24 protein-coding genes are annotated in these 21,527 nt (G+C 64.7%); 13 read left to right on the plus strand and 11 right to left on the minus strand.

Translation table 11 applies throughout. The features are described 5' to 3' along the window. Window positions 1-9: 9 nt before the first annotated feature. Genes ALC15_RS12015 through ALC15_RS12025 form a run of 3 tightly spaced genes read right to left on the minus strand, consistent with a single transcriptional unit; the run spans window position 10 to window position 2,962 of the window. Window positions 10-1,509 (minus strand): tripartite tricarboxylate transporter permease, encoded by a 1,500-nt coding sequence (locus tag ALC15_RS12015; protein WP_050627396.1) that lies wholly within the window; start codon window positions 1,507-1,509, stop codon window positions 10-12. Next, entirely contained in the window at window positions 1,509-1,997 is a 489-nt protein-coding gene (locus ALC15_RS12020; RefSeq protein ID WP_050627397.1) for a tripartite tricarboxylate transporter TctB family protein, read from the minus strand. Before ALC15_RS12020 ends, ALC15_RS12015 begins: the two co-directional genes overlap by 1 nt. Continuing rightward, the gene (locus ALC15_RS12025; protein ID WP_050627398.1) at window positions 1,994-2,962 is read right to left on the minus strand and encodes a Bug family tripartite tricarboxylate transporter substrate binding protein; all 969 of its coding nucleotides are present in this window, start codon (window positions 2,960-2,962) and stop codon (window positions 1,994-1,996) included. The genes ALC15_RS12020 and ALC15_RS12025 overlap by 4 nt, the downstream gene beginning before the upstream one ends. A gap of 766 nt (window positions 2,963-3,728) precedes the next feature. On the opposite strand from ALC15_RS12025, the gene ALC15_RS12030 reads away from it, so the two are divergent. From ALC15_RS12030 to ALC15_RS12045, 4 genes are all read left to right on the plus strand, one after another. Continuing rightward, a complete protein-coding gene (locus ALC15_RS12030; RefSeq protein WP_050627481.1) occupies window positions 3,729-3,962 on the plus strand; it encodes a hypothetical protein in 234 nt (77 codons plus the stop codon). Between the two features lie 26 nt (window positions 3,963-3,988). After that, the gene (locus ALC15_RS12035; RefSeq protein WP_050627399.1) at window positions 3,989-4,378 is read left to right on the plus strand and encodes a PRC-barrel domain-containing protein; all 390 of its coding nucleotides are present in this window, start codon (window positions 3,989-3,991) and stop codon (window positions 4,376-4,378) included. Between the two features lie 303 nt (window positions 4,379-4,681). Beyond that, window positions 4,682-4,912: a DUF6894 family protein gene (locus ALC15_RS12040; protein ID WP_050627482.1), complete on the plus strand. Its 231-nt coding sequence runs from the start codon at window positions 4,682-4,684 to the stop codon at window positions 4,910-4,912. A gap of 16 nt (window positions 4,913-4,928) precedes the next feature. Next, a complete protein-coding gene (locus tag ALC15_RS12045; protein WP_128089504.1) occupies window positions 4,929-5,318 on the plus strand; it encodes a hypothetical protein in 390 nt (129 codons plus the stop codon). A gap of 298 nt (window positions 5,319-5,616) precedes the next feature. Here the strand turns inward: ALC15_RS12045 and ALC15_RS12050 are convergent, their stop codons facing one another. From ALC15_RS12050 to ALC15_RS12065, 4 genes are all read right to left on the minus strand, one after another. Beyond that, window positions 5,617-5,838, minus strand: a complete 222-nt coding sequence (locus ALC15_RS12050; protein WP_021078384.1) for a hypothetical protein — start codon at window positions 5,836-5,838, stop codon at window positions 5,617-5,619. Between the two features lie 20 nt (window positions 5,839-5,858). Next, the gene (locus tag ALC15_RS12055; RefSeq protein WP_050627401.1) at window positions 5,859-6,089 is read right to left on the minus strand and encodes a hypothetical protein; all 231 of its coding nucleotides are present in this window, start codon (window positions 6,087-6,089) and stop codon (window positions 5,859-5,861) included. A gap of 186 nt (window positions 6,090-6,275) precedes the next feature. After that, window positions 6,276-6,794, minus strand: coding sequence for a transcriptional regulator LdtR (ldtR, locus tag ALC15_RS12060; RefSeq protein ID WP_024583358.1), 519 nt, complete (start codon window positions 6,792-6,794; stop codon window positions 6,276-6,278). 660 nt (window positions 6,795-7,454) lie between these two features. Then, window positions 7,455-7,916 carry a DUF6163 family protein gene (locus ALC15_RS12065; protein ID WP_050627402.1) on the minus strand — a complete coding sequence of 154 codons (462 nt, stop codon included), beginning with the start codon at window positions 7,914-7,916 and terminating at the stop codon, window positions 7,455-7,457. A gap of 184 nt (window positions 7,917-8,100) precedes the next feature. Between ALC15_RS12065 and hemB the strand changes: the two genes are divergently transcribed. The 3 genes from hemB (at window position 8,101) to ALC15_RS12080 (ending at window position 10,765) form a co-directional block, all read left to right on the plus strand. Then, window positions 8,101-9,165 carry a porphobilinogen synthase gene (gene hemB / locus ALC15_RS12070; protein ID WP_050627403.1) on the plus strand — a complete coding sequence of 355 codons (1,065 nt, stop codon included), beginning with the start codon at window positions 8,101-8,103 and terminating at the stop codon, window positions 9,163-9,165. 179 nt (window positions 9,166-9,344) lie between these two features. Then, window positions 9,345-9,902 (plus strand): RDD family protein, encoded by a 558-nt coding sequence (locus ALC15_RS12075; RefSeq protein ID WP_050627404.1) that lies wholly within the window; start codon window positions 9,345-9,347, stop codon window positions 9,900-9,902. An 86-nt stretch (window positions 9,903-9,988) separates the two neighbouring features. Further along, a complete protein-coding gene (locus tag ALC15_RS12080; protein ID WP_021078378.1) occupies window positions 9,989-10,765 on the plus strand; it encodes an arginyltransferase in 777 nt (258 codons plus the stop codon). An 8-nt stretch (window positions 10,766-10,773) separates the two neighbouring features. Here the strand turns inward: ALC15_RS12080 and ALC15_RS12085 are convergent, their stop codons facing one another. Beyond that, window positions 10,774-12,147, minus strand: coding sequence for an Nramp family divalent metal transporter (locus ALC15_RS12085; protein WP_050627405.1), 1,374 nt, complete (start codon window positions 12,145-12,147; stop codon window positions 10,774-10,776). 121 nt (window positions 12,148-12,268) lie between these two features. On the opposite strand from ALC15_RS12085, the gene ALC15_RS12090 reads away from it, so the two are divergent. The 4 genes from ALC15_RS12090 (at window position 12,269) to ALC15_RS12105 (ending at window position 17,187) form a co-directional block, all read left to right on the plus strand. After that, a complete protein-coding gene (locus ALC15_RS12090) occupies window positions 12,269-13,399 on the plus strand; it encodes a PspA/IM30 family protein (RefSeq protein WP_050627406.1) in 1,131 nt (376 codons plus the stop codon). Then, a complete protein-coding gene (locus tag ALC15_RS12095) occupies window positions 13,396-14,055 on the plus strand; it encodes an OB-fold-containig protein (protein WP_050627407.1) in 660 nt (219 codons plus the stop codon). Before ALC15_RS12090 ends, ALC15_RS12095 begins: the two co-directional genes overlap by 4 nt. A gap of 3 nt (window positions 14,056-14,058) precedes the next feature. Then, window positions 14,059-15,807, plus strand: coding sequence for a flotillin family protein (locus ALC15_RS12100; protein ID WP_050627408.1), 1,749 nt, complete (start codon window positions 14,059-14,061; stop codon window positions 15,805-15,807). Window positions 15,808-15,945: 138 nt separating this feature from the next. Next, window positions 15,946-17,187, plus strand: coding sequence for an MFS transporter (locus tag ALC15_RS12105; RefSeq protein ID WP_050627409.1), 1,242 nt, complete (start codon window positions 15,946-15,948; stop codon window positions 17,185-17,187). A gap of 114 nt (window positions 17,188-17,301) precedes the next feature. Here ALC15_RS12105 and ALC15_RS12110 read toward each other — a convergent pair whose 3' ends face one another. After that, window positions 17,302-18,555, minus strand: coding sequence for an adenylate/guanylate cyclase domain-containing protein (locus ALC15_RS12110; RefSeq protein ID WP_050627410.1), 1,254 nt, complete (start codon window positions 18,553-18,555; stop codon window positions 17,302-17,304). A 173-nt stretch (window positions 18,556-18,728) separates the two neighbouring features. On the opposite strand from ALC15_RS12110, the gene ALC15_RS12115 reads away from it, so the two are divergent. Next, a complete protein-coding gene (locus ALC15_RS12115; protein ID WP_050627483.1) occupies window positions 18,729-18,923 on the plus strand; it encodes a hypothetical protein in 195 nt (64 codons plus the stop codon). On the opposite strand, the gene ALC15_RS12120 is transcribed toward ALC15_RS12115, so the two are convergent. Beyond that, the gene (locus ALC15_RS12120; protein WP_050627411.1) at window positions 18,924-19,802 is read right to left on the minus strand and encodes a DMT family transporter; all 879 of its coding nucleotides are present in this window, start codon (window positions 19,800-19,802) and stop codon (window positions 18,924-18,926) included. Window positions 19,803-19,881: 79 nt separating this feature from the next. Between ALC15_RS12120 and ALC15_RS12125 the strand changes: the two genes are divergently transcribed. Beyond that, window positions 19,882-20,694: a helix-turn-helix domain-containing protein gene (locus ALC15_RS12125; RefSeq protein ID WP_050627412.1), complete on the plus strand. Its 813-nt coding sequence runs from the start codon at window positions 19,882-19,884 to the stop codon at window positions 20,692-20,694. Here the strand turns inward: ALC15_RS12125 and ALC15_RS12130 are convergent. Further along, complete coding sequence (locus tag ALC15_RS12130) at window positions 20,685-21,524, minus strand: N-acyl homoserine lactonase family protein (protein ID WP_050627413.1); 840 nt, start codon at window positions 21,522-21,524, stop codon at window positions 20,685-20,687. The two genes, ALC15_RS12125 and ALC15_RS12130, sit on opposite strands and share 10 nt — an antisense overlap. Window positions 21,525-21,527: the final 3 nt, after the last annotated feature.

Consider the following 21,527-nt stretch of genomic DNA (forward strand, 5'->3'; position numbering starts at 1 on the left):
AGCCGCGGCCTAATCCTCGTTAGCCTTGAACCGCCCAAGTCCCTTGAGGACGAACGGCGCGAGCAACGCGATCACCGCGACGCCGAGCAGCGTTGCCGAGATCGGGCTTTGCAGCAGCACCATGGGATCGCCGAGGCTGATCGCGAGCGCGCGGCGCAGCTGGCTCTCGGCGATCGGTCCGAGGATCAATCCGATCACGACCGGCGCGATCGGGAAATCGAACCGCCGCATCAAAAAGCCCATCACACCGAATGCCGCCAGCATCGACAATTCGACGACCGAAGGCTTGGCTGCGATCGTGCCCATGGTCGCGAACACCAGGATGCCGGCATAGAGCCATGGCTGCGGGATCGCGAGCAGCCGCACCCACAGCCCGACCAGCGGCAGGTTGAGCACCAACAGCATGCCGTTGGCGATGAACAGGCTCGCGATCAGGCCCCACACCAGGTCCGGCCGCTCGGCGAACAGTAGCGGCCCGGGATTGAGGCCGTATTGCTGGAAGCCCGCCAGCATCATCGCCGCGGTGGCCGAGGTCGGCAGCCCAAGCGTCAACAGCGGCACCAGCGTGCCGGCGGCCGAGGCATTGTTGGCAGCCTCCGGCCCGGCGACGCCCTCGATGGCACCCTTGCCGAACTCTTCCGGATGCTTGGTCAGCCGCCGCTCGGTGGAATAGGACAGGAAGGTCGGGATCTCGGCGCCGCCGGCCGGCAGCGCGCCGATCGGAAAGCCGAACAGCGTGCCGCGCAGCCACGGCTTCCACGACCGCCGCCAGTCCTCGCGCGTCATCCACAGCGAGCCGCGCACCGGCTCGAGCTTCTCCTCGGCGTGATGGCGGCGCGAGGCGACATAGAGCGCCTCCCCCACCGCGAACAGGCCGACCGCGAGCGTCGTCACCTCGACGCCGTCGAGCAGTTCCGGAATGCCGAAGGCAAGCCGCGCCTGCCCGGTGAGCTTGTCGATGCCGACGAGGCCGAGCGTCAGGCCGATGAACAGGCTGGTGAGGCCGCGCACCGGCGAGTCGCCGAACGTTGCCGACACCGTGACGAAGGCGACGCACATCAGCGCGAAATAATCCTCCGGTCCGAACCTGACAGCGAAGTCGACCAGCCATGGCGCGAGGAACGCGAGGCCGATGGTGGCGATGGTGCCGGCCACGAACGAGCCGATCGCCGAGGTCGCCAGCGCCGGGCCGCCGCGGCCGGCCTTGGCCATCTTGTTGCCCTCGAGCGCGGTCGCCATCGACGCGCTCTCGCCCGGCGTGTTGATCAGGATCGCAGTGGTCGATCCGCCATACATGCCGCCATAATAGATGCCGGCGAACATGATCAGCGAGCCGCCGGGATCGAGCTTGTAGGTCACCGGAAGCAGCAGCGCGACCGTCAGCGCCGGACCGATGCCCGGCAACACGCCGACCGCGGTGCCGAGGATCACGCCGATCAGGGCGTAGAGCAGATTCATCGGCTGTATGGCGACCGCCATGCCATGCGCCAGCGCGGCGAAGGTATCCATCACAGCAGTCGCTCCAGCGGGCCGGCGGGAAGGCTCAGCGTCAACAGCTTGTCGAACGCCAGATAGATCAGCGTCGTGATCACCAGCGCGATGGCGGTGTCGACCGCGACTGCGCGGCGGCCGAAGGCGGCCGATGTGGTGACGAACAGCGCCGAGGTGGCGAGGATGAAGCCGCCACCGCAGCCGATGATGGCGATCAGCAGCGCCAGGCCGCAGACGATCCGCCATACCGGCTTCGGATCCATGCGCTCCCGCGCCGGCAATTTGCCGCGCAGCGCATCGATCAGATTGCCGACGGCCAGAATGACGAGGCCGATCGCAATGACGATCGGCATCGCCTCCGGCCCCATGCCGTACATCGTGGTGGACGGCAGCTTGCTTGCGTCCCACACCAGCACCGCAGCGAGCACGGCCAGCGCGGCCGCGATCACGACACCGGCGCGATCGACCCGCCGGCCGGCTTGTTCGAGACCGCTGTCCGGCGTCATGATTTCACGAGGCCGACCGATTTCAGCACCTCGGTCACCCGCGCGATCTCCTGCTTCAGGAAATCGGCGAAGGCATCGCCGCCGAGATAGGCATCATCCCAGCCCTTCTGCTTCAGGATCTCCTTCCAGGCGTCGGACTTCACCATCTTCTCGACGGCATCGCTCAGCGTCTTGCGCTGTTCCGGCGTGATGCCGGGCGGCGCGACCACCGAGCGCCAATTCGCCAGCACGAGATCGATGCCCTGCTCCTTGAAGGTCGGAATGTCGACGCCGGGCCGACGCTGCGCCGAAGTCACGCCGAGCGCGCGCAGCTTGCCGGCCTTGATCTGGCTTTCATACTCGCTGAGGCCGGAAATCCCCGCCGTGACCTTGCCGCCGAGAATGGCAGCGAGCGACTCGCCGCCGCCCGAGAACGGAATGTAGTTGATCTTCTTGGCGTCGGCCCCGACCATGCCCGCGAACAGCGCCGCCATCACATGGTCGACGCCGCCGGCCGAACCGCCCGCAAAAGTCACCTTGGCGATGTCGGCTTTCACCGCGGCAGCAAGATCCTGCGCCGTCTTCAGCGGCGAATTCGCCGGCACCACGATGACCTGGATCTCCTCGGTGAGGCGCGCGATCGGCGTCACCTGCTCCAGCGTCACCGGCGACTTGTTCATGGCGAGCGCGCCGACCATCACGAAGCCGTTCACCATCATCTGGTTGCCGTCGCCCTTGGCGCCGTTGACGAACTGCGCGATGCCGACGCTGCCGCCGGCGCCGGGCACGTTGGTGACCTGGACGCTGCGTGCGACGCCCGCGGCGACCAGCGCCTGCTGCATCGAGCGCGCAGTCTGATCCCAGCCACCGCCGGGCGCCGCCGGCGCCATCAGCTTGAGCTCGAGTTGCTGGGCGACAGCCGGACCGCTCGCCCCGACAAGCAGCGCGACGACCGCGCCGAACAGGCGCATGCGGGACAAGATCATAGGGCTTCCTCCTGGATTTCAGAGGCAGCCGGGCGATTGCTGGCTGCATCCGGTCATGTGGCCGCAGCGCCAGTCGGAAAGCGCGGGTCCCGTCGGATCAGGGAATCGCTCGCCGACATTACTTCTGCGTATCCCTAGCGACCATTCGCCTCAGCCGTCGGCAAGCCGCACGGCCCAACTAAGCCGTGCAGCAAATCGCCGCACCCGACCGATCGCATTTCGCTTGCGTTGAGCCCGCGTTCGACCCGCGAAGAATCTCGTGTGACCGCGTAACGCCACCCAAATGCGAAAGGCTCCCGACAGATGCCGAGAGCCTCGCAACACATCCGGAGTATGTCGCGCCTAGTGGTGCCAGAACAATGCGATCAGCAGGATGACCGGCAGCGGAACGCCGAGCAGCCAAAGGATAGCGCCTTTTCCGAAGTCCATGGTGTCCTCCTCCAGTAGTTGAGGTTAAATTCACAACCCATCCGGCTGTTCCCTCACTCCGTTCGCATTTCAGACCGAGCTCCCGCAGCGACCGAATGTCAGGGTGCACTTGGTCCTCTCATCTCGCTCTCATCGCACGCGCGACATGGTCAGGGCCGCACTGACAGCAACGAACAGCACAACGCATCCATGCACCTTCGGCGTGAAGCAAACGGCGGAGCCGCGCCTAAAGATGCTCTTGGGTGATGGCGCGCGGTCGCGGTTCAACCTTAGGAACCATTGCCATTCCCTCCCGTTCCACCTCCGCCGATTGATACGGCTATTGGAGGAGTCGAACATGAACGTTAGAGCAATTGTCGCGGCATCGTTGCTTGCCGCCTTTGTCACGCCGGCATTTGCCGCGGATGAATACTACGTTGTGCAGGACGTGAAGACGAAGAAGTGCACGATCGTCGACCAGAAGCCGGTCGACACGACGACCACCGTCGTCAGCCCATCGGGCACCATCTACAAGACCCGCTCCGAGGCCGAAACCGGCATGAAGACCGTCAAGGTCTGCAGCACCAACTAAATGGTCTTCAGGCAAGGAGTTCTCTGATGAGGAATTTTGCTATCGGCTGCATCACAGCCGCGGCGTTCGCTACCGCCGCGCATGCGGCGACAACCATGTCCTCTGCCCCAGCGGAGAGTTGGACCATCGCCAACTATTACAAGCAGAATGTCTACGACCCGAAGGAATCCAAGATCGGGACAATCGACGACGTGCTTGTCGACAAGGCGGGCAAGGTGACCGGACTCGTCGTCGGCGTCGGTGGCTTTCTCGGCGCCGGCGAAAAGGACGTGATCGTGCCATACACGGCGGTCAAGTCTCAGAAGAAAGACGACAAGTGGTGGCTCACACTCGACGAGACCAAGGACAGCCTGAAGGCTGCGCCAGGCTTCAAGTACGATCGGGCCAGCACGACCTGGAAGCCGGAGAGCAAGTAAGCACTGAAGTCCCGTCTGCTCACCGATGCGCAGACGGGACGCAGTGACGGTTCATTGGCACACGCCTGCAACGCTGGCGGCGCTGAAAGCAGACCGCGTAACGCCTGGAAGATCGCCTTCTCGCAGAGGCCAAGAGCTTGCGCGGGGAAGCAAGGGCGCTTCCTGCCGGACTCCCGAAAGCCCTGCAGGCCGATACGGCCGCTCACATGAGCGAATGGCTGTCGTCAGCGGAACTCCCAGCCACTCGAATAGGAACACAATCCATCGGACGGTTGTTGCTCACCATTGCGAGGAGCAATGGAAATGCCCGGCTACTTCTTCGACATCAGAGACGACGGCGATGTATACCCCGATGAAGAGGGGTTGGATCTTGCCGACCTGAGAGCGGCAAAAGTCGAAGCCGCGAACACGCTGGCCGGCATCGCCCGAGACGCCGGCCGTTTCGGCGGCGAACATGACGTTGCAATCGAAGTCCGCACTAACGACGGGCTGCTGTTTCATGCCGCCTTCGTCCTTGATCGATCCAGGCAGTAAGGATGCGAGCTTCGCGATGTCTGGCATGTCATTACGATTGCGATCTGTTCTGAGCTTTCCGCTTCTGATCGCCTTGAGCGGTTGCGGCAATCAGCTCGAGTGCGATTCAATCGAAACCCGAAAGGCCGTGCTACAGGCCGTTGCCGACGATCACCGCAATCCACTGGTCAACTATGCGGCCAAGGAGTCGACGGCAAAACCGCCCCAGGAGAATTCGAAGCCGCAATATCTTCTCGGTGAGCGGATCGTCACGACGTCGACGAGCAAGGACAAGCGGACTTTGCAGTGTAGCAGCGGAATTTCGGTTTCCGTGGGCGATGTCAAAGCGTCGAAAGAGGTGGAATTCACGGTGCAAAAATCAGCGGATGGAAAGCTGGCCGTCTCGGTGGCGCCGTTCCAGTTTTGACCTCGCCAGTTTTGACCTCGCGCCGTTGCCGTCTCAACGACGTCCCTCCCCGAGGCGAGTTAGGCACAACCTGACGGGCGGAGCCAAGCTGTGTCCCATTCTCGACTGTCATCGCCCGGCTCGACCGGGCGATCCAGTACGCCGCGGCCTCTCCGCTCAATAACGACTGTCTCTGGAATACTGGATCACCCGCCTTCGCGGGTGATGACACCGGGCGACTGTTTGACAGTTTGACAGTTGAATCGGAGGCCCTGCCCGTCTCATTGCGCGCGAAGCAAATGAGGTGCGGAGCAACGTTCTACAGCCCGGTATACCCGGCCTTCACGTGGTCGGTGCTGCCGTCGAGCTGGCGCAGATAGGTCAGGCCGCATACGGTCAACCGGTGCGTGTCGCGTTCGCCCGCCTCGAACAGCGTTTGCACGTACTCCGTCACCTTCGCCCGCGCTTCGTCGCTTGCAGCGGACGTGCGATTGAGCAGCAGATCGTACGTCTGCATGATGCGATCGATAGCGGCTTCCATTGAAGTCTCCGGGTTGACGCTCAGGCGACCACCAGCGTCTCGGCCTCGAACTTCGCGATCGCCTTGTTGGCGAGGCGGAGCCGGTTCAGCTCACCGCGCTGGAACAGCTTCACGATGATACCGAGCAGGCGCTCATTGGTGGCGAAAGTGTCAGGAATCGCGCCGGATTTGCGCAGATAATTTGAGGCGATCGCGTAGGCGTCACCGACCACCTCGACATTCAGCACCTCGATCCCGCGCTCGACCAGCATGTCCTGTCTCTCTGTTGGGCAACAGATAAAGCGCAGGGAACACGTTGGTTCCTCGTCGGAGCCCATTTATTTTCGCAGGTGCAACATGAAAAACGCATCGGCCGGGCATGACCGATGCGTTAACTGGAGGAAGGCTGCCGGTCTTCTCAAGCGGCCGGCTTGGCCATCAGGCGAAAAGAGGAAGGCTCAGAGGCGATACAGGATCTGGTCGGTCCAGAACCGCTCGAGGCGATGCAGCGACTTGTTGAGGCTCGCGAACTCCTCGTTCGAGATGCCGCCGACCTGCTCCACCGTCTTGACGTGCTTCTGATAGAGCGCATCGACGATCTTGCGGACTTCCTGGCCCTGCGGGGTCAGACGGATGCGGACCGAGCGGCGATCGACGCGCGAGCGCTGATGATCGAGGAAGCCGAGCTCGACGAGCTTCTTCAGATTGTAAGAGACGTTGGAGCCGAGATAGTAACCGCGGGTGCGCAGCTCGCCGGCGGTCAGTTCCTTGTCGCCGATATTGTACAGGAGCAGTGCCTGCACCGAGTTGATGTCGGCGCGGCCGCGACGATCGAATTCGTCCTTGATGACGTCGAGGAGCCGGCGATGCAGCCGCTCCACCAAAGTCAGGGCTTCGAGATAGAGCGGCTGCACCGGAGCTTGACCGGCAGCGCGATCAGCGGCATCCGCCGCCGTTGTCGCAACGGCTTTCATCATGACACTTCCCCTGTTTGTCGTTTTTATCGACTTTATTCGACGAAACTTGTGTCCCGCCTGATAGGTCCAACGTAAGGGGGCCGTTTGAATATCCGCTTAAATAAGAGAATAAAGAGATCATGAATTTAAGACAGTGAATCGTGGATTAAGCCCATGGATCAAGGACTTTTCGCAACTTTTCATTGACGGTGGCAGACCCTTTGTTCACGCTTCGTCTGCCCCTCCTGTCACATTCGGAAACAGCATCGTCTGAATTCGAAACGACGGCGTAACGAGTCTGAGGGAACCCTTTACGGTGACCGATCGGTTACCGGAAAATTCTTTGAAAATTTTATCGGAGTGCATCGCGGCGGGACACGCGCGATACGCGCAAGCCGTCAGCGTCAGGTGTGGGTGAGATCGGTTCCGCCGTCGGCCCGCGCAAAGCCGGCCGGCACACGCACCAAGATCCGGAGCAATGGATCCCGACGGCAGGTCCCGTGGAGATGCTCCGGAAACGGGGCGCCTCGAAAGGGATGCGATCTGTCGCATCCACCTAGCAGAACCGGCGAGGCTGTCTTCTCGTTGCGCGCACGACTGTCTTGAATCGGCGGCCACCGGCCGCAATTCGTCGCCCTGTCGCAGCCGGGCAACAGCATCAGGCCGGCGCAGCGGGCTCGCCTATGGCGGGCGTTCGCGCGCCGACATCCAGGCCAGTGCGAGATACGCCGCGAGCATCACGGCCTCGAGCCCGACCACGGTGAGACTGCCGCCATAGATGGCGGGAAACATCAGCTCGATGACCGCCATCGACACCACGGTGGTCAGCCACACCACGGCGCCCCAGGGCGTCGCGAGCCAGAGCCCGACGGCGGCGACGAGCTCGATGACGGCGAAATAGATCGTGGCGGTCTGCCAGGCCATCGACTGGTTCTCGAAGGCCTCCTCCTCGCCGCCGACGAAGCCGGTCACCTGCGCCCAGTGATAGAGGCCCTTGGCGACCGAGACGACGGCCATGATGCGCAGGAAGATGACGAGACGCCGCGTCCACGCATTGTCGTCCGGCTCGATCCGGTCCGACGAGATCGCGCTCACCGAGATGGCGTTGTCCCGGGCCTGATCGCGTGCAGAGGTGTCAGACATCCGAATCGCCGCATGGCAGCTGCAAAATGGGGTTCATGGCGCAGTCTTGGCCCGCCGGGAGCCCAAAATCAATTGCCGTTGCGGCAAATCAAGGGCGCTTGGGGCGCAATGACGGCGCCGCTGTCAGGTGCTAGAAATAGACTTATATCAGGTCCAGGCCAGCCGTCCCCGGGGAGAACAAGACATGGCGATCAAATTCGGGCGTCCGATCGAATTGCGCGACACACCGCGGCGCCAGACCGATGCCCTCGCCTCCCCCTCGCTCGACCTGACGATCCGGATGCGCCGCAATCGCAAGTCGGAATGGGCCCGCCGGCTGGTGCGCGAGAACGTGCTGACCACCGACGACCTGATCTGGCCGATGTTCGTGGTCGACGGCCACAACACCCGCACGCCGGTGGCATCGATGCCCGGTGTCGACCGGCTCACCGTCGATCAGATCGTACGCGACGCCGAGCGCGCCGCAAAGCTCAACATCCCCTGCATCGCGCTGTTTCCCTTCACCGAGCCGGCGCTGCGCGACGAGCAAGGCTCGGAGGCGCTCAATCCCGATAATCTGGTCTGCCAGGCGGTGCGCGCCATCAAGAAGGAGTTTCCCGATATCGGCGTGCTCTGCGACGTCGCGCTCGACCCCTTCACCAGCCACGGCCATGACGGGCTGATCGAGGATGGCAAGATCCTCAACGACGAGACCGTCGCGGTGCTGGTGAAGCAGGCGCTGACCCAGGCCGAGGCCGGCTGCGACGTGATCGCGCCGTCCGACATGATGGACGGCCGCATCGGCGCGATCCGCGAGGCGCTCGACGACAACGGCTTCGGCGATGTGCAGATCATGTCGTACGCGGCGAAATATGCTTCGGCCTTCTATGGCCCGTTCCGCGACGCGATCGGCTCGGCCAAGACGCTAACCGGCGACAAGCGGACCTATCAGATGGACAGCGCCAATTCCGACGAGGCATTGCGCGAGGTCGAGCTCGACATCGCCGAGGGCGCCGACATGGTGATGGTGAAGCCCGGCATGCCCTATCTCGACATCGTCCGCCGCGTGAAGGACCATTTCGCGATGCCGACCTTCGTGTACCAGGTGTCCGGCGAATACGCGATGATCGCAGGCGCCGCCGCCAATGGCTGGATCGACGGCGAGCGTGCGATGATGGAGAGCCTGGTCGGCTTCAAGCGCGCCGGCGCGGACGGCATCCTGACCTATTTCGCGCCGAAGGCCGCCGAGAAGATCAAGGCGGAGCGCTGAGCGAAGCAGGCTCCCCGGCGCAGCAACATTGGTTTGCTGCACCAAAGCCCTGCCCGCAAACCCGGCGCAGACCGGCCGCCGAATCGCCGGAATATTTCGGCTAGTTAATGTTCGCCCGGACTTGGCAGGCGAGCCTCCTGTTCCCATGTCCTGCGCGGGACTTTCATCGGAGGTTGGTCATGTCCTACGGCAATGACGGCGGCACCTGGCGCAACGATGCTTGGCGCAACGACGGCGGCGTTCCCCCGCATGCGTTCGATCCATCGATAGAGCCGGATCTGTTCCGCGGCGTGCTGACCCGACGTGTCTTTGCATTCCTGATCGACCTCGTGGTGCTGTCGGTGCCGGTGATTCTCGCCGTGATCTTCATTGCCGTGTTTGGCCTGGTCACGCTCGGCCTCGGCTGGGCGCTGTTCTGGCTGGTGTCGCCGGCGTCGATCGTCTGGGCCATCGTCTATTACGGCGCCTCGATCGGCGGCCAGCACTCGGCCACCATCGGCATGCGCATGATGGATCTGGAACTGCGTACCTGGTACGGCGCCCGCGGCTATTTCGTGCTCGGCGCCACCCACGCGGTGCTGTTCTGGGTCACGATCTCGTTCCTGTCGCCGCTGGTGCTGCTGGTCGGGCTGTTCAACGGCCGCCGCCGGCTGCTGCACGACATCATCCTCGGAACCGTCGTTATCAACAGCTCGGTCCGGACCCAGATATCCCCGGCCGCGCGGGCCTCCTATTAGGCCCGCCTAAACCAATTGACCGTTAGCCTCCGGGGGGCGATGCTAGCTCGGCTGCCTGTATTGTTTGTGGAGCCCGACGATCAGACGTGACCCAGCACTCGCGTGATACCCCGCAGTTTTATCTGACGGCGCCCTCGCCCTGCCCGTATCTTCCGGGCCGCCACGAGCGGAAGGTTTTCACGCACCTGGTCGGAGACAAAGCGGGCGATCTCAACGACTTGCTGACCCATGGCGGCTTCCGGCGCAGCCAGTCGATCGCCTACCGCCCGGCCTGCGACCAGTGCCGGGCCTGCGTCTCGGTGCGGGTCGTGGCCAACGAATTCCGCCCCTCCCGCAATTTCCGCAAGGTTCTGGCCCGCAACGCCGACATCATCGGCGAGCAACGCACCGCGGTGCCGACATCAGAGCAATATTCTGTGTTCCGGGCCTATCTCGACCGCCGCCACCGCAACGGCGGCATGGCCGACATGACCGTGCTGGACTACGCGATGATGGTCGAGGACAGCCATGTCGAGACCCGGATCATCGAATACCGCAAGCGCAATGCCGACAGCGCCATCACCGGCCGCGGCGACGAGCTGATGGCGGTGGCGCTGACCGACGTGCTCAGCGACGGGCTGTCGATGGTCTATTCGTTCTTCGAGCCAGGGCTTGAGGCCCGCTCGCTCGGCACCTTCATGATCCTCGATCACATCGCCCGCGCCCGCCGCCAGGGCCTGCCTTACGTCTATCTCGGTTACTGGATCGAGGGCTCCAAGAAGATGGACTACAAGGGCCGCTTCCTGCCGCAGCAGCGGCTCGCCCCGTCGGGCTGGCTGCGCGTCGATGCGTCAGGCGAAGGGCTGGCTGAGCCGCAGGACTAGCGTTCGCGCTAGGTCCCGAACAGCGTATCGAACAACAGCTTCACGTTCAGGATCACAATCAGGCCGGCGACGATCCACGCCGCCACCGCAACCGGCATCGAGATCGCGAACGCGCCCATCTTGCGCTTGTCGGACACGAAGCGCACCAGCGGGATCACCGCGAACGGCAGCTGCATCGACAGCACGACCTGGCTGAACACCAGGAGCTGCGCGGTGCCGCTCTCGCCATAGAGCGCCGCGACCACGATGACCGGGACGATCGCGATGCCGCGGGTCACCAGCCGCTGCAGCCAGTCGGGCAGCTTGAGGTCGAGGAAGCCCTGCATCACGATCTGGCCGGCCAGCGTCGCCGTCACCGTCGAGTTAAGGCCGGAGGCCAATAGCGCCACGGCAAACAGCGTCGAGGCGATGCCGAGGCCGAGCAGCGGCGACAGCAGCTCGAACGCCTGGTCGATCTCGGCGACATCGGAATGGCCGCTCTTGTGGAAGGTCGCGGCCGCCAGCACCAGGATCGCGGCGTTGACGAACAGCGCCAGCATCAGCGCGATGGTGGAATCCGTCGTCGCCCATTTGATCGCGTCGCGCCGCCCCTCCTCGGTGCGCGGATAGGCGCGGGTCTGCACGATCGATGAGTGCAGATAGAGGTTATGCGGCATCACGGTGGCGCCGATGATGCCGATCGCGATGTAGAGCATCTCCGGATTGGTGACGATCTCGCGCGAGGGCATGAAGCCGCCGAGCACGCCGGCGATCGGCGGCGCGGCCGCGGCGATCTGCACCACGAAGCAGACCGCAATGACGATCAGGAGCGCGATCACGAAGGCTTCGAGGAAGCGGAAGCCGCGGTTCATCAGCAGCAGCAAAAGGAACGCATCGAGCGCGGCTAGCAGCGCACCGCCGATCAGGGGGATGCCGAACAGCAGCTTCAGCGCGATCGCGGTGCCGATCACCTCGGCGAGGTCGCAGGCGATGATCGCGGCCTCGCAGGCGAGCCACAGCAGCAGGTTCACCGGCCGCGAATAGGTCGCGCGGCAGGCCTGCGCCAGATCGCGATCGGTGGCGATGCCGAGCCGCGCGGCAAGCGCCTGCAGCAGGATCGCCATCAGGTTGGAGAGCAGGATGACCGACAGCAGCGTGTAGCCAAACTTCGAGCCGCCCGCGAGATCGGTGGCCCAGTTGCCAGGGTCCATGTAGCCGACCGAGACCAGATAGCCCGGCCCGGCGAAGGCCAGCAGCCGGCGCCACCAGACGCCTGCGCTCGGCACCTGAACGGTCGCGTTCACCTCGGGAAGGCTGCGCGCGTGGCCGGCATCATCGCGCCAACCGCCGGGCACGGCGTTGGGAACGGAAACGGAAGACATGTCAGGGGTCCGAGCGTCCATGCGCGCAGGATGGCCGATCTCTCCCGTTATTGCAACTCATTTGCAACTGCATCTGGGATCACGGAAATGATACCGACCGCCCAGCTTGTAAAGCACTGAGGAAGTGCTTTACGTTAGACGTATGATCAAGCTTCCCGTCGAGACGCCGACCGCAACGCTGCGCTACGCCCTCGCCCCTGACCCCTCAGGCGTCGAGGCGATCGAGGCGACCTTTGCGGCCTATGACCGGATGATGGCAATCCTCGCCGAGGTCGCTCCCGTCGGTGCCAACCTCGTCTCGCTGCACGCCCAGGCCTATGAGCGAATCCGCAAGGAGACCGGCCTGCCCGCGCGCCTCGTGACGCTCGGACTGCGCGACCGCGCCAACTACGTCGCGGGTGCCGCCGTCCGCCGGATACCGCTCGACGACAAGTTGTTCGCGATCAAGGGCCCAACTTCACTGACCATTAGCACTGTCAGCGGACGTGTCTTGGTGCCGTTCGACGTGCCGGGATATGTCTCGGGCTGGGAAAGCCCCTTCCCGGCGCATTTGATCTCGGATGGTCGCGGCTACGAAATCCACATCGCCGTCAAATCGAAATCAGCACAACCGGAGGAGAAGACCATGCTTCACGAAGGCATCCTTGCACGCATGGGCCGGCTTCTTGCCGCCATCGCGAGCCAGACCATCGACAATGTCGAGAGCAACAACAAGGTCGCGCTGGTCAAGCAGGCGATCCGCGAGATCGACGCCGGCGCCGACGAAGCGCGCTATGCGCTCGGCAAGTCGCGCGCCGAAGAATTCCGACTGAAGAAGCGGCGTGAAGAACTGGATACCGAAACCGCTCGCCTGAACGAGAAGATCCGTCTCGCACTTGCGGAAAGTCGCGAGGACCTCGCGCGCGCCGGGGTCGCTCGGCAAATCGACCTGGAGTCGCAGGTGATCGCGCTGGAACGCGCGATGGATTTCATCGAGCTCGAAATCGACGAGCAGACCAAGGCGCTGCAGGCCATGCTCGGTGCGCGCCGCGAGGCCGAAGCGCGATTGGCCGATCTCGAACAAAGTCTGATCCGCGAGGCCAAGGACGAAACCAGCCGGGGCCCATCGACGACCAATACATTGAGTGCTGAACGCGCCATGGCGGCGATCGCTCGGGTGACCGGTGTTCCCGCTTCCAGCGTGCTCGGCGACAAGGAGCTTGACGAACTCGATCGCCTGCACCGCGAAAAGGAAATCGCGGCGCGGCTTGAAAGGATCAAGTCAGAAAAATGAGTGCAGTTGGCGACATCCTGCTCGCCCCCGACGTACGGCCCTTCGCGGTCGCGGCTGCGATCATGGTGGCACTTGGCGGTATCGAGCTGCTCACCACCATGGTCGGACTTTCGATCAGCGAACTCATCGGCAAGGAGTTCGCGGTCGAGGCCGAGAGCCACAATGCTCTCAGTGGCCTGTTTCTCTGGATCAACGCCGGGCGGCTTCCCCTCCTGATCCTGATCATCCTGATACTTGGCATATTCTCGATCGGAGGCTTTCTGCTTCAGGGACTGGCGCATGCCGTCGGTACCGCCATCCCGGTTTCCATTGCCGCGCTGGTGGCTGCTGCCGGCAGCCTCCCCGTGATCAGAAACAGCAGCCGCGGCCTCGCCCGCATCATTCCCCGCGACGAGAGCTATGCGGTCAATGACAGCGACTTTGTCGGCAAGGTCGCGACCGTGTCGGTCGGCCCGCTCGATCAGGGCCTGCCGGGCCGGGTTCGTCTCAAGGATGTCTTCGGCAACTGGCACACCGTGTCGGCGCGTGCCAGCGCAGAGTCCGAGGCATTGCCGGTCGGCGCCAGCGTGCTGCTGGTCGATCGCGATGCCAAAGGCTTCATCGCGATTGCCGCTCCCTCCGATCTCGTCGAACAACAATCTTCCAACAGGGCATAACACATGTGGGAACTTGCTATACCCGTCGTTATTGGCGTCCTTGCCATTCTCGTTATCGGTCTGCTGTTTGCAAAACTCTACAAGCGCTCGACGCGCGATGAGGCCTATGTCCGCACTGGCCTCGGCGGCCAGAAGGTGGTGCTCGACGGCGGCTCGCTGGTGCTGCCGATCTTCCACTCCACCGCCGCGGTGAACCTGAAGACGCTACGGCTCGAGGTGGCGCGCGGCGGTCCGGACTCGCTGATCACCAAGGACCGCATGCGCGTCGACATCGGCGCCGAGTTCTATCTGCGCGTCAAACCCGATAGCTCCTCGATCGCCCTGGCCGCGCAGACGCTCGGCAACCGCACCAACGACGCCGCCGAGCTGCGCGAGCTGGTGGAAGCAAAATTCGTCGACGGCCTGCGCTCGGTCGCCGCGACCATGAACCTCGAGGAATTGCAGGAGCAGCGCGCGACGTTCGTCAAGGCGGTGCAGGACGCGGTCGGCGCCGACATCCAGAACAACGGCCTCGAGCTTGAATCGGTGTCGCTAACCCGGCTCGACCAGAGCGACATCAAGCATTTCAACCCGAGCAATTTCTTCGACGCGCACGGTCTCACCACGCTGACCAAGATCACCAAGGAGCGCGAGCAGGAGCGCAACCAGATCGTCCGCACCACCGAGGTCAACATCGCCCAGCAGGACCTGGTGGCGCGGCAGACCACGCTGACGATCGAGAGCACCAAGCGCGAGGCCGAGCTCGCCCAGCAGCGCGACATTGCCAACAAGACCGCTGCGATGCGCGCGCAGACGGCGCAGGTCGAGCAGACCGCGTTGCAGAACGAGGCCGAATACCGCATTCAGCAGGAGCTCGCGGTCGCCAACAAGCAGACCGAGGCCAACCAGGCCCGCGACACCCGCAAGATCGAGGCCGATCTCGCGGTCAAGCGCCGCACCACTGAGACCGACCGCGAGCTGCAGATCGTGGCGCAGGAAGCCGCAATCGCGGTTGCGACTAAGAGCAAGGAGCAGTCGGAAGCCCAGACCATCGCGGAGACCGCGCGCGCACTCGCGATCGCGGCCGAGGAAAAGGTGACCACCGCCCGCGCCACCGAGGTCGCCGAACGCGACAAGATCATCAACGTGATCGCCGCGCGCAAGGTTGCCGAGACCAATGCAATGCCGATCACGGTGATGGCGGAAGCCGAGAAGCAGGCTGCGGCCAACAAGGCCGAGGCCACCAACGTGCTGGCGAAAGCCGACGCCAACGCAGCCACCACCCGCGCCGCCGGCGTCAAGGCACTCGGTCAGGCCGAGGCAGAAGTTGCGACATTGAAGGCGGAGGCGCGCAACAAGCTGAGCGCCGAGATGATCGACTACGACCTCAACCTCGCCCGCATCAACGTGATCCCGAGCGCACTCGCCGAGGCGGTGAAGCCGATCGAGAAGATCTCCGACATCCGGATCTTCGATACCGGCAGCATGCTCGGCCGCGGCGGCGCCAACGGCCATGCCAATGGCAATGGCGGTCTCGGGCTCGGCGACGGGCTCGCCGCGCAATTGCTGTCGGTCTCGGCGTTCAAACCGATGATCGACAAGATCCTCTCGGAGGCGGGCTTCCCGGCCGGATCCGACGCGCTGACCAGCCTGACCAGCGCGCTGGCGCAGCGCAAGGCCGAGGCGGCTCCGGCGTCTGCGAACGGCGAGGATAGCCGGCCTGCCACATTGGTCGGCACCATCACCGGCCAGCTCGCGCCCTCGCCGCAATAACGCGATCGTGTTTGACATCATCGATAAGGCCCGCCGTTTCCGGCGGGCCTTTGTTTTTACGTTGTCGGGAAACGGGTGGGATCGGACGTCTTCCAACCACACACTATGGCCAGATCGATTTTCCCCAAGGATTCTGCCATGTCCGCCGATACGCCTCGCCTGCCGGCCACCTTCAATCGCCTCGCCTGGTCCAACCTCGCCGCGCAGTCGGCCGAGCAGATCGCGCTTGCGGCCGCGCCCATCGTCGCCGTGCTGGTGCTCGGCGTCGGCGAAGGCCAGACCGGCCTGCTGCAGACCGCGCTGACGCTGCCCTTCATCCTGTTTGCAATTCCCGCCGGCCTGCTCGCCGACCGCGTGTCGCGGCGCTGGGTCATGGCCGGCTCCGAAGCGCTGCGCGCGGCGGCCCTTTCCGCGATCCTGCTGTTGCTGTGGCTCGGCGCGATGACCCTGCCGCTGCTCGCCTTGCTGGGCTTCATCGCGGTCTGCGGCACGGTGGCCTACAGCGTCGCCGCGCCCGCTTTGGTCCCGTCGCTGGTGACATCACAGCAACTGCCTGCCGCGAATGCCCGCATCGAGCTCGCGCGCACCGTCGCGTTCGCCAGCGGTCCTGCGCTCGGCGGCGTGCTGGTCGGCTGGGTCGGCGCGGCGCCCGCATTCGGCTTTGCCGCGGCGCTGTCGGCGATCGCGGTCGTGCTGCTCGCCGGCCTCTACGAGCCGGCGCGTGCACCCGCACCGCGGCGCCATCCATTGCAGGACATCAAGGAAGGCGCGGCGTTCGTGATGCATCACGCCTTGCTGCGGCCTGTGTTCATCACCCAGTTCATCTTCAATACCGCATCGTTCCTGCTGCTCGCCGTGTTCGTGCCTTATGCGGTGCGCCACCTCGGGCTCAGTGCCACCGGCGTCGGCACGACGCTTGCGATGTATGGTGTCGGCATGGTGGTCGGCGCGCTGTTCGCAACGCGGGTGATGAAGCGGCTGGCGTTCGGCACCGTGATCGGGCTCGGCCCGGTGACTGGCCTCGTCGCCTCGCTGGTGATGGCACTGACGACCTGGATCGCAACGCCGCTGCTCGCCGGCCTCGGCTTCTTCCTGCTCGGTGTCGGTCCGATCCTCTGGGTGATCTCGACCACCACACTCAGGCAGTCGGTGACGCCGCCCTCGCTGCTCGGCCGCGTCTCGGCGATCAACATCATGAGCTACGGCGCCCGTCCGCTCGGCTCCGCGCTCGGCGCCATCGTCGGTGGGTTCTACGGCGCCGAGGCCTGCCTCTATCTCGCGGCCGCGATCTTCGCCGCCCAGGCGCTGGTGATCCTGCTGTCGCCCGCGGTGTCGCTGACGCGGCAGCCCGACATGGTCGGCGAGCCGGCGCGCTGCTAGGCCGGGCTTTCTCAGCCGTCATTGCGAGGAGCGAAGCGACGAAGCAATCCATTCTTCCACGCGGGGAGACGTGGATTGCTTCGCTTCGCTTGCAATGACGGAGGAAGGGGCTGCCTAGCTCGCCAGATACCGCTCATACTTGCCGCCGACGACCTCGTCGGCAGGCACGGCCGGATCCAGTGTATAGAGATCCTGCGCATGGCCGATGCCGCGCAACACGAAACGGCCGGTGGAAACCAGGTAGTTGCGGCCGGCGGCATCCAGCCCGGTGCGGAAATCGGTCGAAGTCAGCAATTCGCGGTCAACCGAAGCGCACATCGAGGCGATCCGGCTGACCTCGTTGACGGCGGGCCCGACCACCGTGAAGTCGAGCCGGTCCTCGCTGCCGATGTTGCCGTAGAAGACTTCGCCGACATGGAGGCCGACATAGGCCGTGGTGGTCGGCCGGTTCTCGTTCTCGCGGCGATCGTTCAGCACGCGGATGTTATGGCGGAATCTGTGCTCGGCACGCAGTGCCGCGCGTCTGGCGCTTGCCATGTTCTCGCTGGTGAACATCGCCAAAACGCCGTCGCCGATCAGCTTCAGCACCTCGCCGCCCGCGTCGTGGATCGCGTCGATCGAGGCCTGCGCGTAATCGTTGAGGAACGGAATGATCTCGTCGGGGCCAATGCGCTCGCTGATCGCGGTCGAGCCGCGCACGTCGGAGTACCACAGCACGGCCTTGATCTTCTCTGTGATGCCGCGCTGCATGCGCCCGCGCAGCACCTGCTCCGCCGTCTCGCGGCCGAGATAGACCCGGCCGAGCGTGCGGGCGATCTCGACCTGCGCCGCGGATTTGATCGCAAGCCCGAGCACCGGCACCAGGTCGCGCAGCGCCGACATGTGAAGGTCGCCGAACCCGTCCGAATGGCGCGTGGTGTAGTAGGAATAGAAACAGTCCATCTCGCCGATCGTGCCGGCCTCGCCGAAGCGGTGCACGAAGGCGGCGAAATGCTTGTGGCCCTTCTCGGCAAGCTCACCGATCATCGAGAAATCATGGCTCTCGGCGAGATCGATCACCATCTCGTCATGGCCGTTTTCGAGCATGTGGTGGAACGCCGACCGCCGCCAGGTCTGATTGGCCTCGCCGGTGCTGGTCGAGCCGTATTCGAAGATGTCGGCCTCGTTGCTCTCGCCGTCGTTCCAGCGGAAGCCGCGCCCCTCGAAGATCGGATGCAAGGTGTCGATGAAGACGATCGCCCGCGACAACGGCATGCCGGCGGCCCGGCAGCGCTCGCAGAAGCCGCGCAGCAGATCGTTCTCAGGCAGGCCCGTCAGACCCTGGCGGACCAGCCAATTCATGAGGCGCAAACGGGGCGTCAGTTCCATCAGCTGATTATGCCGGGCAATCGGTGCGGGAGGAAGGGCTGGTCGTCGCGTGACAGATGCGGATGCCCATGTGGTATTGCAAGGCCGCCCGCCTGACCATTTCGCAGGGAACAGCGCGGCCTGAGCCGGCGATTCCGCTTCCCTTTGCCCCGGCCTTCGCGCACAAGGAACGCATGGACAACGATGCCGGCCTGCAAAATCCGATCCGACGCCTCATGCGATGGGCGATCACTCCGCCGCAATCCTATGGGGTCTATCTTGGTGGCATCATCCTGGTCTACGCCCTGTCATTCTACGCCGGCACGCTGAAGCCGAAACACGTTCCGGCCGCCCCGCCGGTTACCACGCCGTCCGCTCCGCACAGCTGATCAGGCCGGTTTGGCCTCCGATGTCGCCATCCAGATTCCGGCGCAGACCGCGATCAGGCCGACGACCAGACTGGCCGTGATCGGCTCGCCGATCAATTGCTTCGCCAGCAGCCCGGCCGCGATCGGATTGACCGTCATGGTGTTGGCGACACGGGTCGGTGAAGCCCGCTCGAGCGCCAGCACCCACAGGATGAAGGCCAGCGCGCCGCCGGCAATTCCGAGATAGAGCCCGGCGATCCACTGCGATGCGCCGAATTCGCGCAGCGTCGCCAGGCTGCCGGTGAACGCCCCGACCGCCACCAGCGCAGCCGCACCCGCGCCCATGCCCACGGCAAGGAAGCCGAGCGCGCTGGAGCGGCGGATGAACGGTCGCGACAGCACGTTGTAGAACGCCATGCAGAGCACCGCGGCCGCCATGATCAGCTCGCCACGCCATGCCCCCGGTGGTGCCGCCGACAGCCCCGATGCCAGCGCCGCGGCGACGCCGAGCACCGCAATCGAGACCCCGGCCGATTTGCGCATCGTCAGCGGCTCGATGCCGAGCACGGCGCCGACCACCATGGTGGAGAGCGGCAACGTCGCCAATGCGAGGCTCGCGCGTGCCGCCGTCGTGTAGGACATCGCGATGTTGTAGAGCACGAAGAACACGCCGAAGAAGGCGATGCCGAGCACGGCGACCGCCGGCCAATCTTCGCGCGGCGGCCATTTCGCCCCGAGCAGGACTGCAACGGGAAGCACGCAGAGGAAACCGATCGCCCAGCGCAGGATCGCAAGCGTGATCGGGTCGGCGTTACCGGCCAGATACCGCGTGATCGCCGCCGCCGTGCCGCCGAGGCAGCTCGAGGCCAGTGCAATCGCAACGCCGATCCACTCGCCCATCCAGCACCCGATGCGTTTCGCGCCCGCTTGTGGCATCTTGCCCGGCGAGACCGTTTCGGCAACTACCTGACAGGTACTCATGTCGCAGCGCGATTTTGCAGCCAGCCTGCGCTGGTGGCGCCAACGCAAGGGCCACTCGCAACTGGAGCTCGCCGGGCGCGCCGATATCTCCCAGCGCCATCTGAGCTTCCTCGAGCTCGGCCGCGCCGCGCCGAGCCGGGACATGGTGATCCGGCTTGCCGCGGCGCTCGATGTGCCGCTGCGGCAGCAGAACGCGCTGCTGGTCGCGGCCGGCTTCGCGCCGGTATGGCGGCAAACCGACCTTGCCGCGCCCGAGCTCGTCCAGATCCGCCACGCGCTGGATTTCATCCTGGCGCAGCAGGAGCCGTTCCCTGCGGTCGTGGTCGACCGGCACTGGAATCTGCTGCTCGCCAATTCGGGCGCGGTGCGGCTGGTGGAATTCCTGGTCGGGCCGCTGGCGCCCGGCACACAGGTCAATCTCGCCGACGCGTTGGTCGCTCCCGGCGTGCTGCGGCCCCACCTTACCAACTGGACCGAGGTCGCCGGCTACTTCATCCGCAGCGTCGAGGCCGATGCCGCGAGCGACGGCACGTCAGCGACGGCCGAATTGCTCAGGCGCCTGCTGGCCTATGACGGCGTCGAGGCCGCGTTGACCGCGCCGCCCCCGACGTCCGGACCGGTGCTGCCGATGCTGTTCCGCAAGGGCGACACGCGGCTGCAACTGTTCACCACGATCGCAACGCTGGGGACGCCGCAGGACGTCACGTTGCAGGAACTGCGGATCGAGAGCTTCTTTCCGATGGACGAGGAGACCGCACAGATTTTTCGAGGCTGGTCGACGGCGAGTGCCGCCAAGGCCGCTCAGTCGTAGAACTCCGGCGACATCTTCAGTCCGTCACGCTGCACCTTGTCGTGGTTGATCCAGAGCTGCGCCTTCTCCTTCGTCAGCGTGTCGGCGATCTTCTGCATCGAGGCCAGCGTCTGCTCCTTGCTGGCGTTCAAGCTCGGTACGCGTCGATTGTCCCAATTGTCCTTGAAGTGAACGGCGTCGCCGGTCAGCACGAGCGCGCCGGTCTTCGGCAGCTTCACCAGCAGCGACTGGTGGCCGGGCGTGTGGCCCGGCGTCGACAAAATCGTGACGCTGCCGTCGCCGAACACGTCGCGATCACCCTCGAGCTTGGTGACGGGATGCTCGGGCTTGAAGCGTGGCGCGTTGTTGACGCCCGGCCATTCATACTCCGCCTTCTGCACATACAGCATCGCGGCCGGAAACAGCTCGACATTGCCGATATGATCGGGATGGGTGTGCGAGACGGCGATCGCCTTGATGTCCGACGGCTTGACCCCGAGCTGGGCGAGCTGCGCGGCGAGCGTCTTCGGCCGTCGCCACGTGATCGCCTTGGGATCGGCCGGCGCAAGGCCGTTCGGCATTGCTGCCACCGCATCCGGAATGCCGGTGTCCCACAGGAACCAGCCCTGCGCATGCTTGATCAGGTAGCAATTGTCGACGAAGTCCATCGACTTGCCTTCATTGACGCCGGGCGACCAGCGCGAAATATCGCCCGCAACGCCCTCGCCGCAGTTGAGGATATAGAGCCGCTCGACGCCCGGTTTCGCCGGCTGGGCGTCCGCGGGCAGCACCGCGCCCGCGACCCAGAGCGACAATGCAAGACCGATTGCCTTCTTCACGTTGCCCTCCATTGA

It is taken from the genome of Bradyrhizobium viridifuturi (assembly GCF_001238275.1).
Taxonomy (GTDB): Bacteria; Pseudomonadota; Alphaproteobacteria; order Rhizobiales; family Xanthobacteraceae; genus Bradyrhizobium; species Bradyrhizobium viridifuturi.

Coding starts and splice junctions, on each gene's coding strand:
- ALC15_RS12045 (WP_128089504.1), top strand. CDS start 4,929: ATGTCTGGCATGTCATTACGATTGCGATCTGTTCTGAGCTTTCCGCTT.
- ALC15_RS12050 (WP_021078384.1), bottom strand. CDS start 5,838: ATGGAAGCCGCTATCGATCGCATCATGCAGACGTACGATCTGCTGCTC.
- ALC15_RS12015 (WP_050627396.1), bottom strand. CDS start 1,509: ATGGATACCTTCGCCGCGCTGGCGCATGGCATGGCGGTCGCCATACAG.
- ALC15_RS12025 (WP_050627398.1), bottom strand. CDS start 2,962: ATGATCTTGTCCCGCATGCGCCTGTTCGGCGCGGTCGTCGCGCTGCTT.
- ALC15_RS12020 (WP_050627397.1), bottom strand. CDS start 1,997: ATGACGCCGGACAGCGGTCTCGAACAAGCCGGCCGGCGGGTCGATCGC.
- ALC15_RS12055 (WP_050627401.1), bottom strand. CDS start 6,089: ATGCTGGTCGAGCGCGGGATCGAGGTGCTGAATGTCGAGGTGGTCGGT.
- ALC15_RS12040 (WP_050627482.1), top strand. CDS start 4,682: ATGCCCGGCTACTTCTTCGACATCAGAGACGACGGCGATGTATACCCC.
- ALC15_RS12090 (WP_050627406.1), top strand. CDS start 12,269: ATGATCAAGCTTCCCGTCGAGACGCCGACCGCAACGCTGCGCTACGCC.
- ALC15_RS12120 (WP_050627411.1), bottom strand. CDS start 19,802: ATGGGCGAGTGGATCGGCGTTGCGATTGCACTGGCCTCGAGCTGCCTC.
- hemB (WP_050627403.1), top strand. CDS start 8,101: ATGGCGATCAAATTCGGGCGTCCGATCGAATTGCGCGACACACCGCGG.
- ALC15_RS12095 (WP_050627407.1), top strand. CDS start 13,396: ATGAGTGCAGTTGGCGACATCCTGCTCGCCCCCGACGTACGGCCCTTC.
- ALC15_RS12030 (WP_050627481.1), top strand. CDS start 3,729: ATGAACGTTAGAGCAATTGTCGCGGCATCGTTGCTTGCCGCCTTTGTC.
- ALC15_RS12130 (WP_050627413.1), bottom strand. CDS start 21,524: ATGGAGGGCAACGTGAAGAAGGCAATCGGTCTTGCATTGTCGCTCTGG.
- ALC15_RS12115 (WP_050627483.1), top strand. CDS start 18,729: ATGGACAACGATGCCGGCCTGCAAAATCCGATCCGACGCCTCATGCGA.
- ALC15_RS12075 (WP_050627404.1), top strand. CDS start 9,345: ATGTCCTACGGCAATGACGGCGGCACCTGGCGCAACGATGCTTGGCGC.
- ALC15_RS12105 (WP_050627409.1), top strand. CDS start 15,946: ATGTCCGCCGATACGCCTCGCCTGCCGGCCACCTTCAATCGCCTCGCC.
- ALC15_RS12110 (WP_050627410.1), bottom strand. CDS start 18,555: ATGGAACTGACGCCCCGTTTGCGCCTCATGAATTGGCTGGTCCGCCAG.
- ALC15_RS12100 (WP_050627408.1), top strand. CDS start 14,059: ATGTGGGAACTTGCTATACCCGTCGTTATTGGCGTCCTTGCCATTCTC.
- ALC15_RS12065 (WP_050627402.1), bottom strand. CDS start 7,916: ATGTCTGACACCTCTGCACGCGATCAGGCCCGGGACAACGCCATCTCG.
- ALC15_RS12035 (WP_050627399.1), top strand. CDS start 3,989: ATGAGGAATTTTGCTATCGGCTGCATCACAGCCGCGGCGTTCGCTACC.
- ldtR (WP_024583358.1), bottom strand. CDS start 6,794: ATGATGAAAGCCGTTGCGACAACGGCGGCGGATGCCGCTGATCGCGCT.
- ALC15_RS12085 (WP_050627405.1), bottom strand. CDS start 12,147: ATGGACGCTCGGACCCCTGACATGTCTTCCGTTTCCGTTCCCAACGCC.
- ALC15_RS12125 (WP_050627412.1), top strand. CDS start 19,882: ATGTCGCAGCGCGATTTTGCAGCCAGCCTGCGCTGGTGGCGCCAACGC.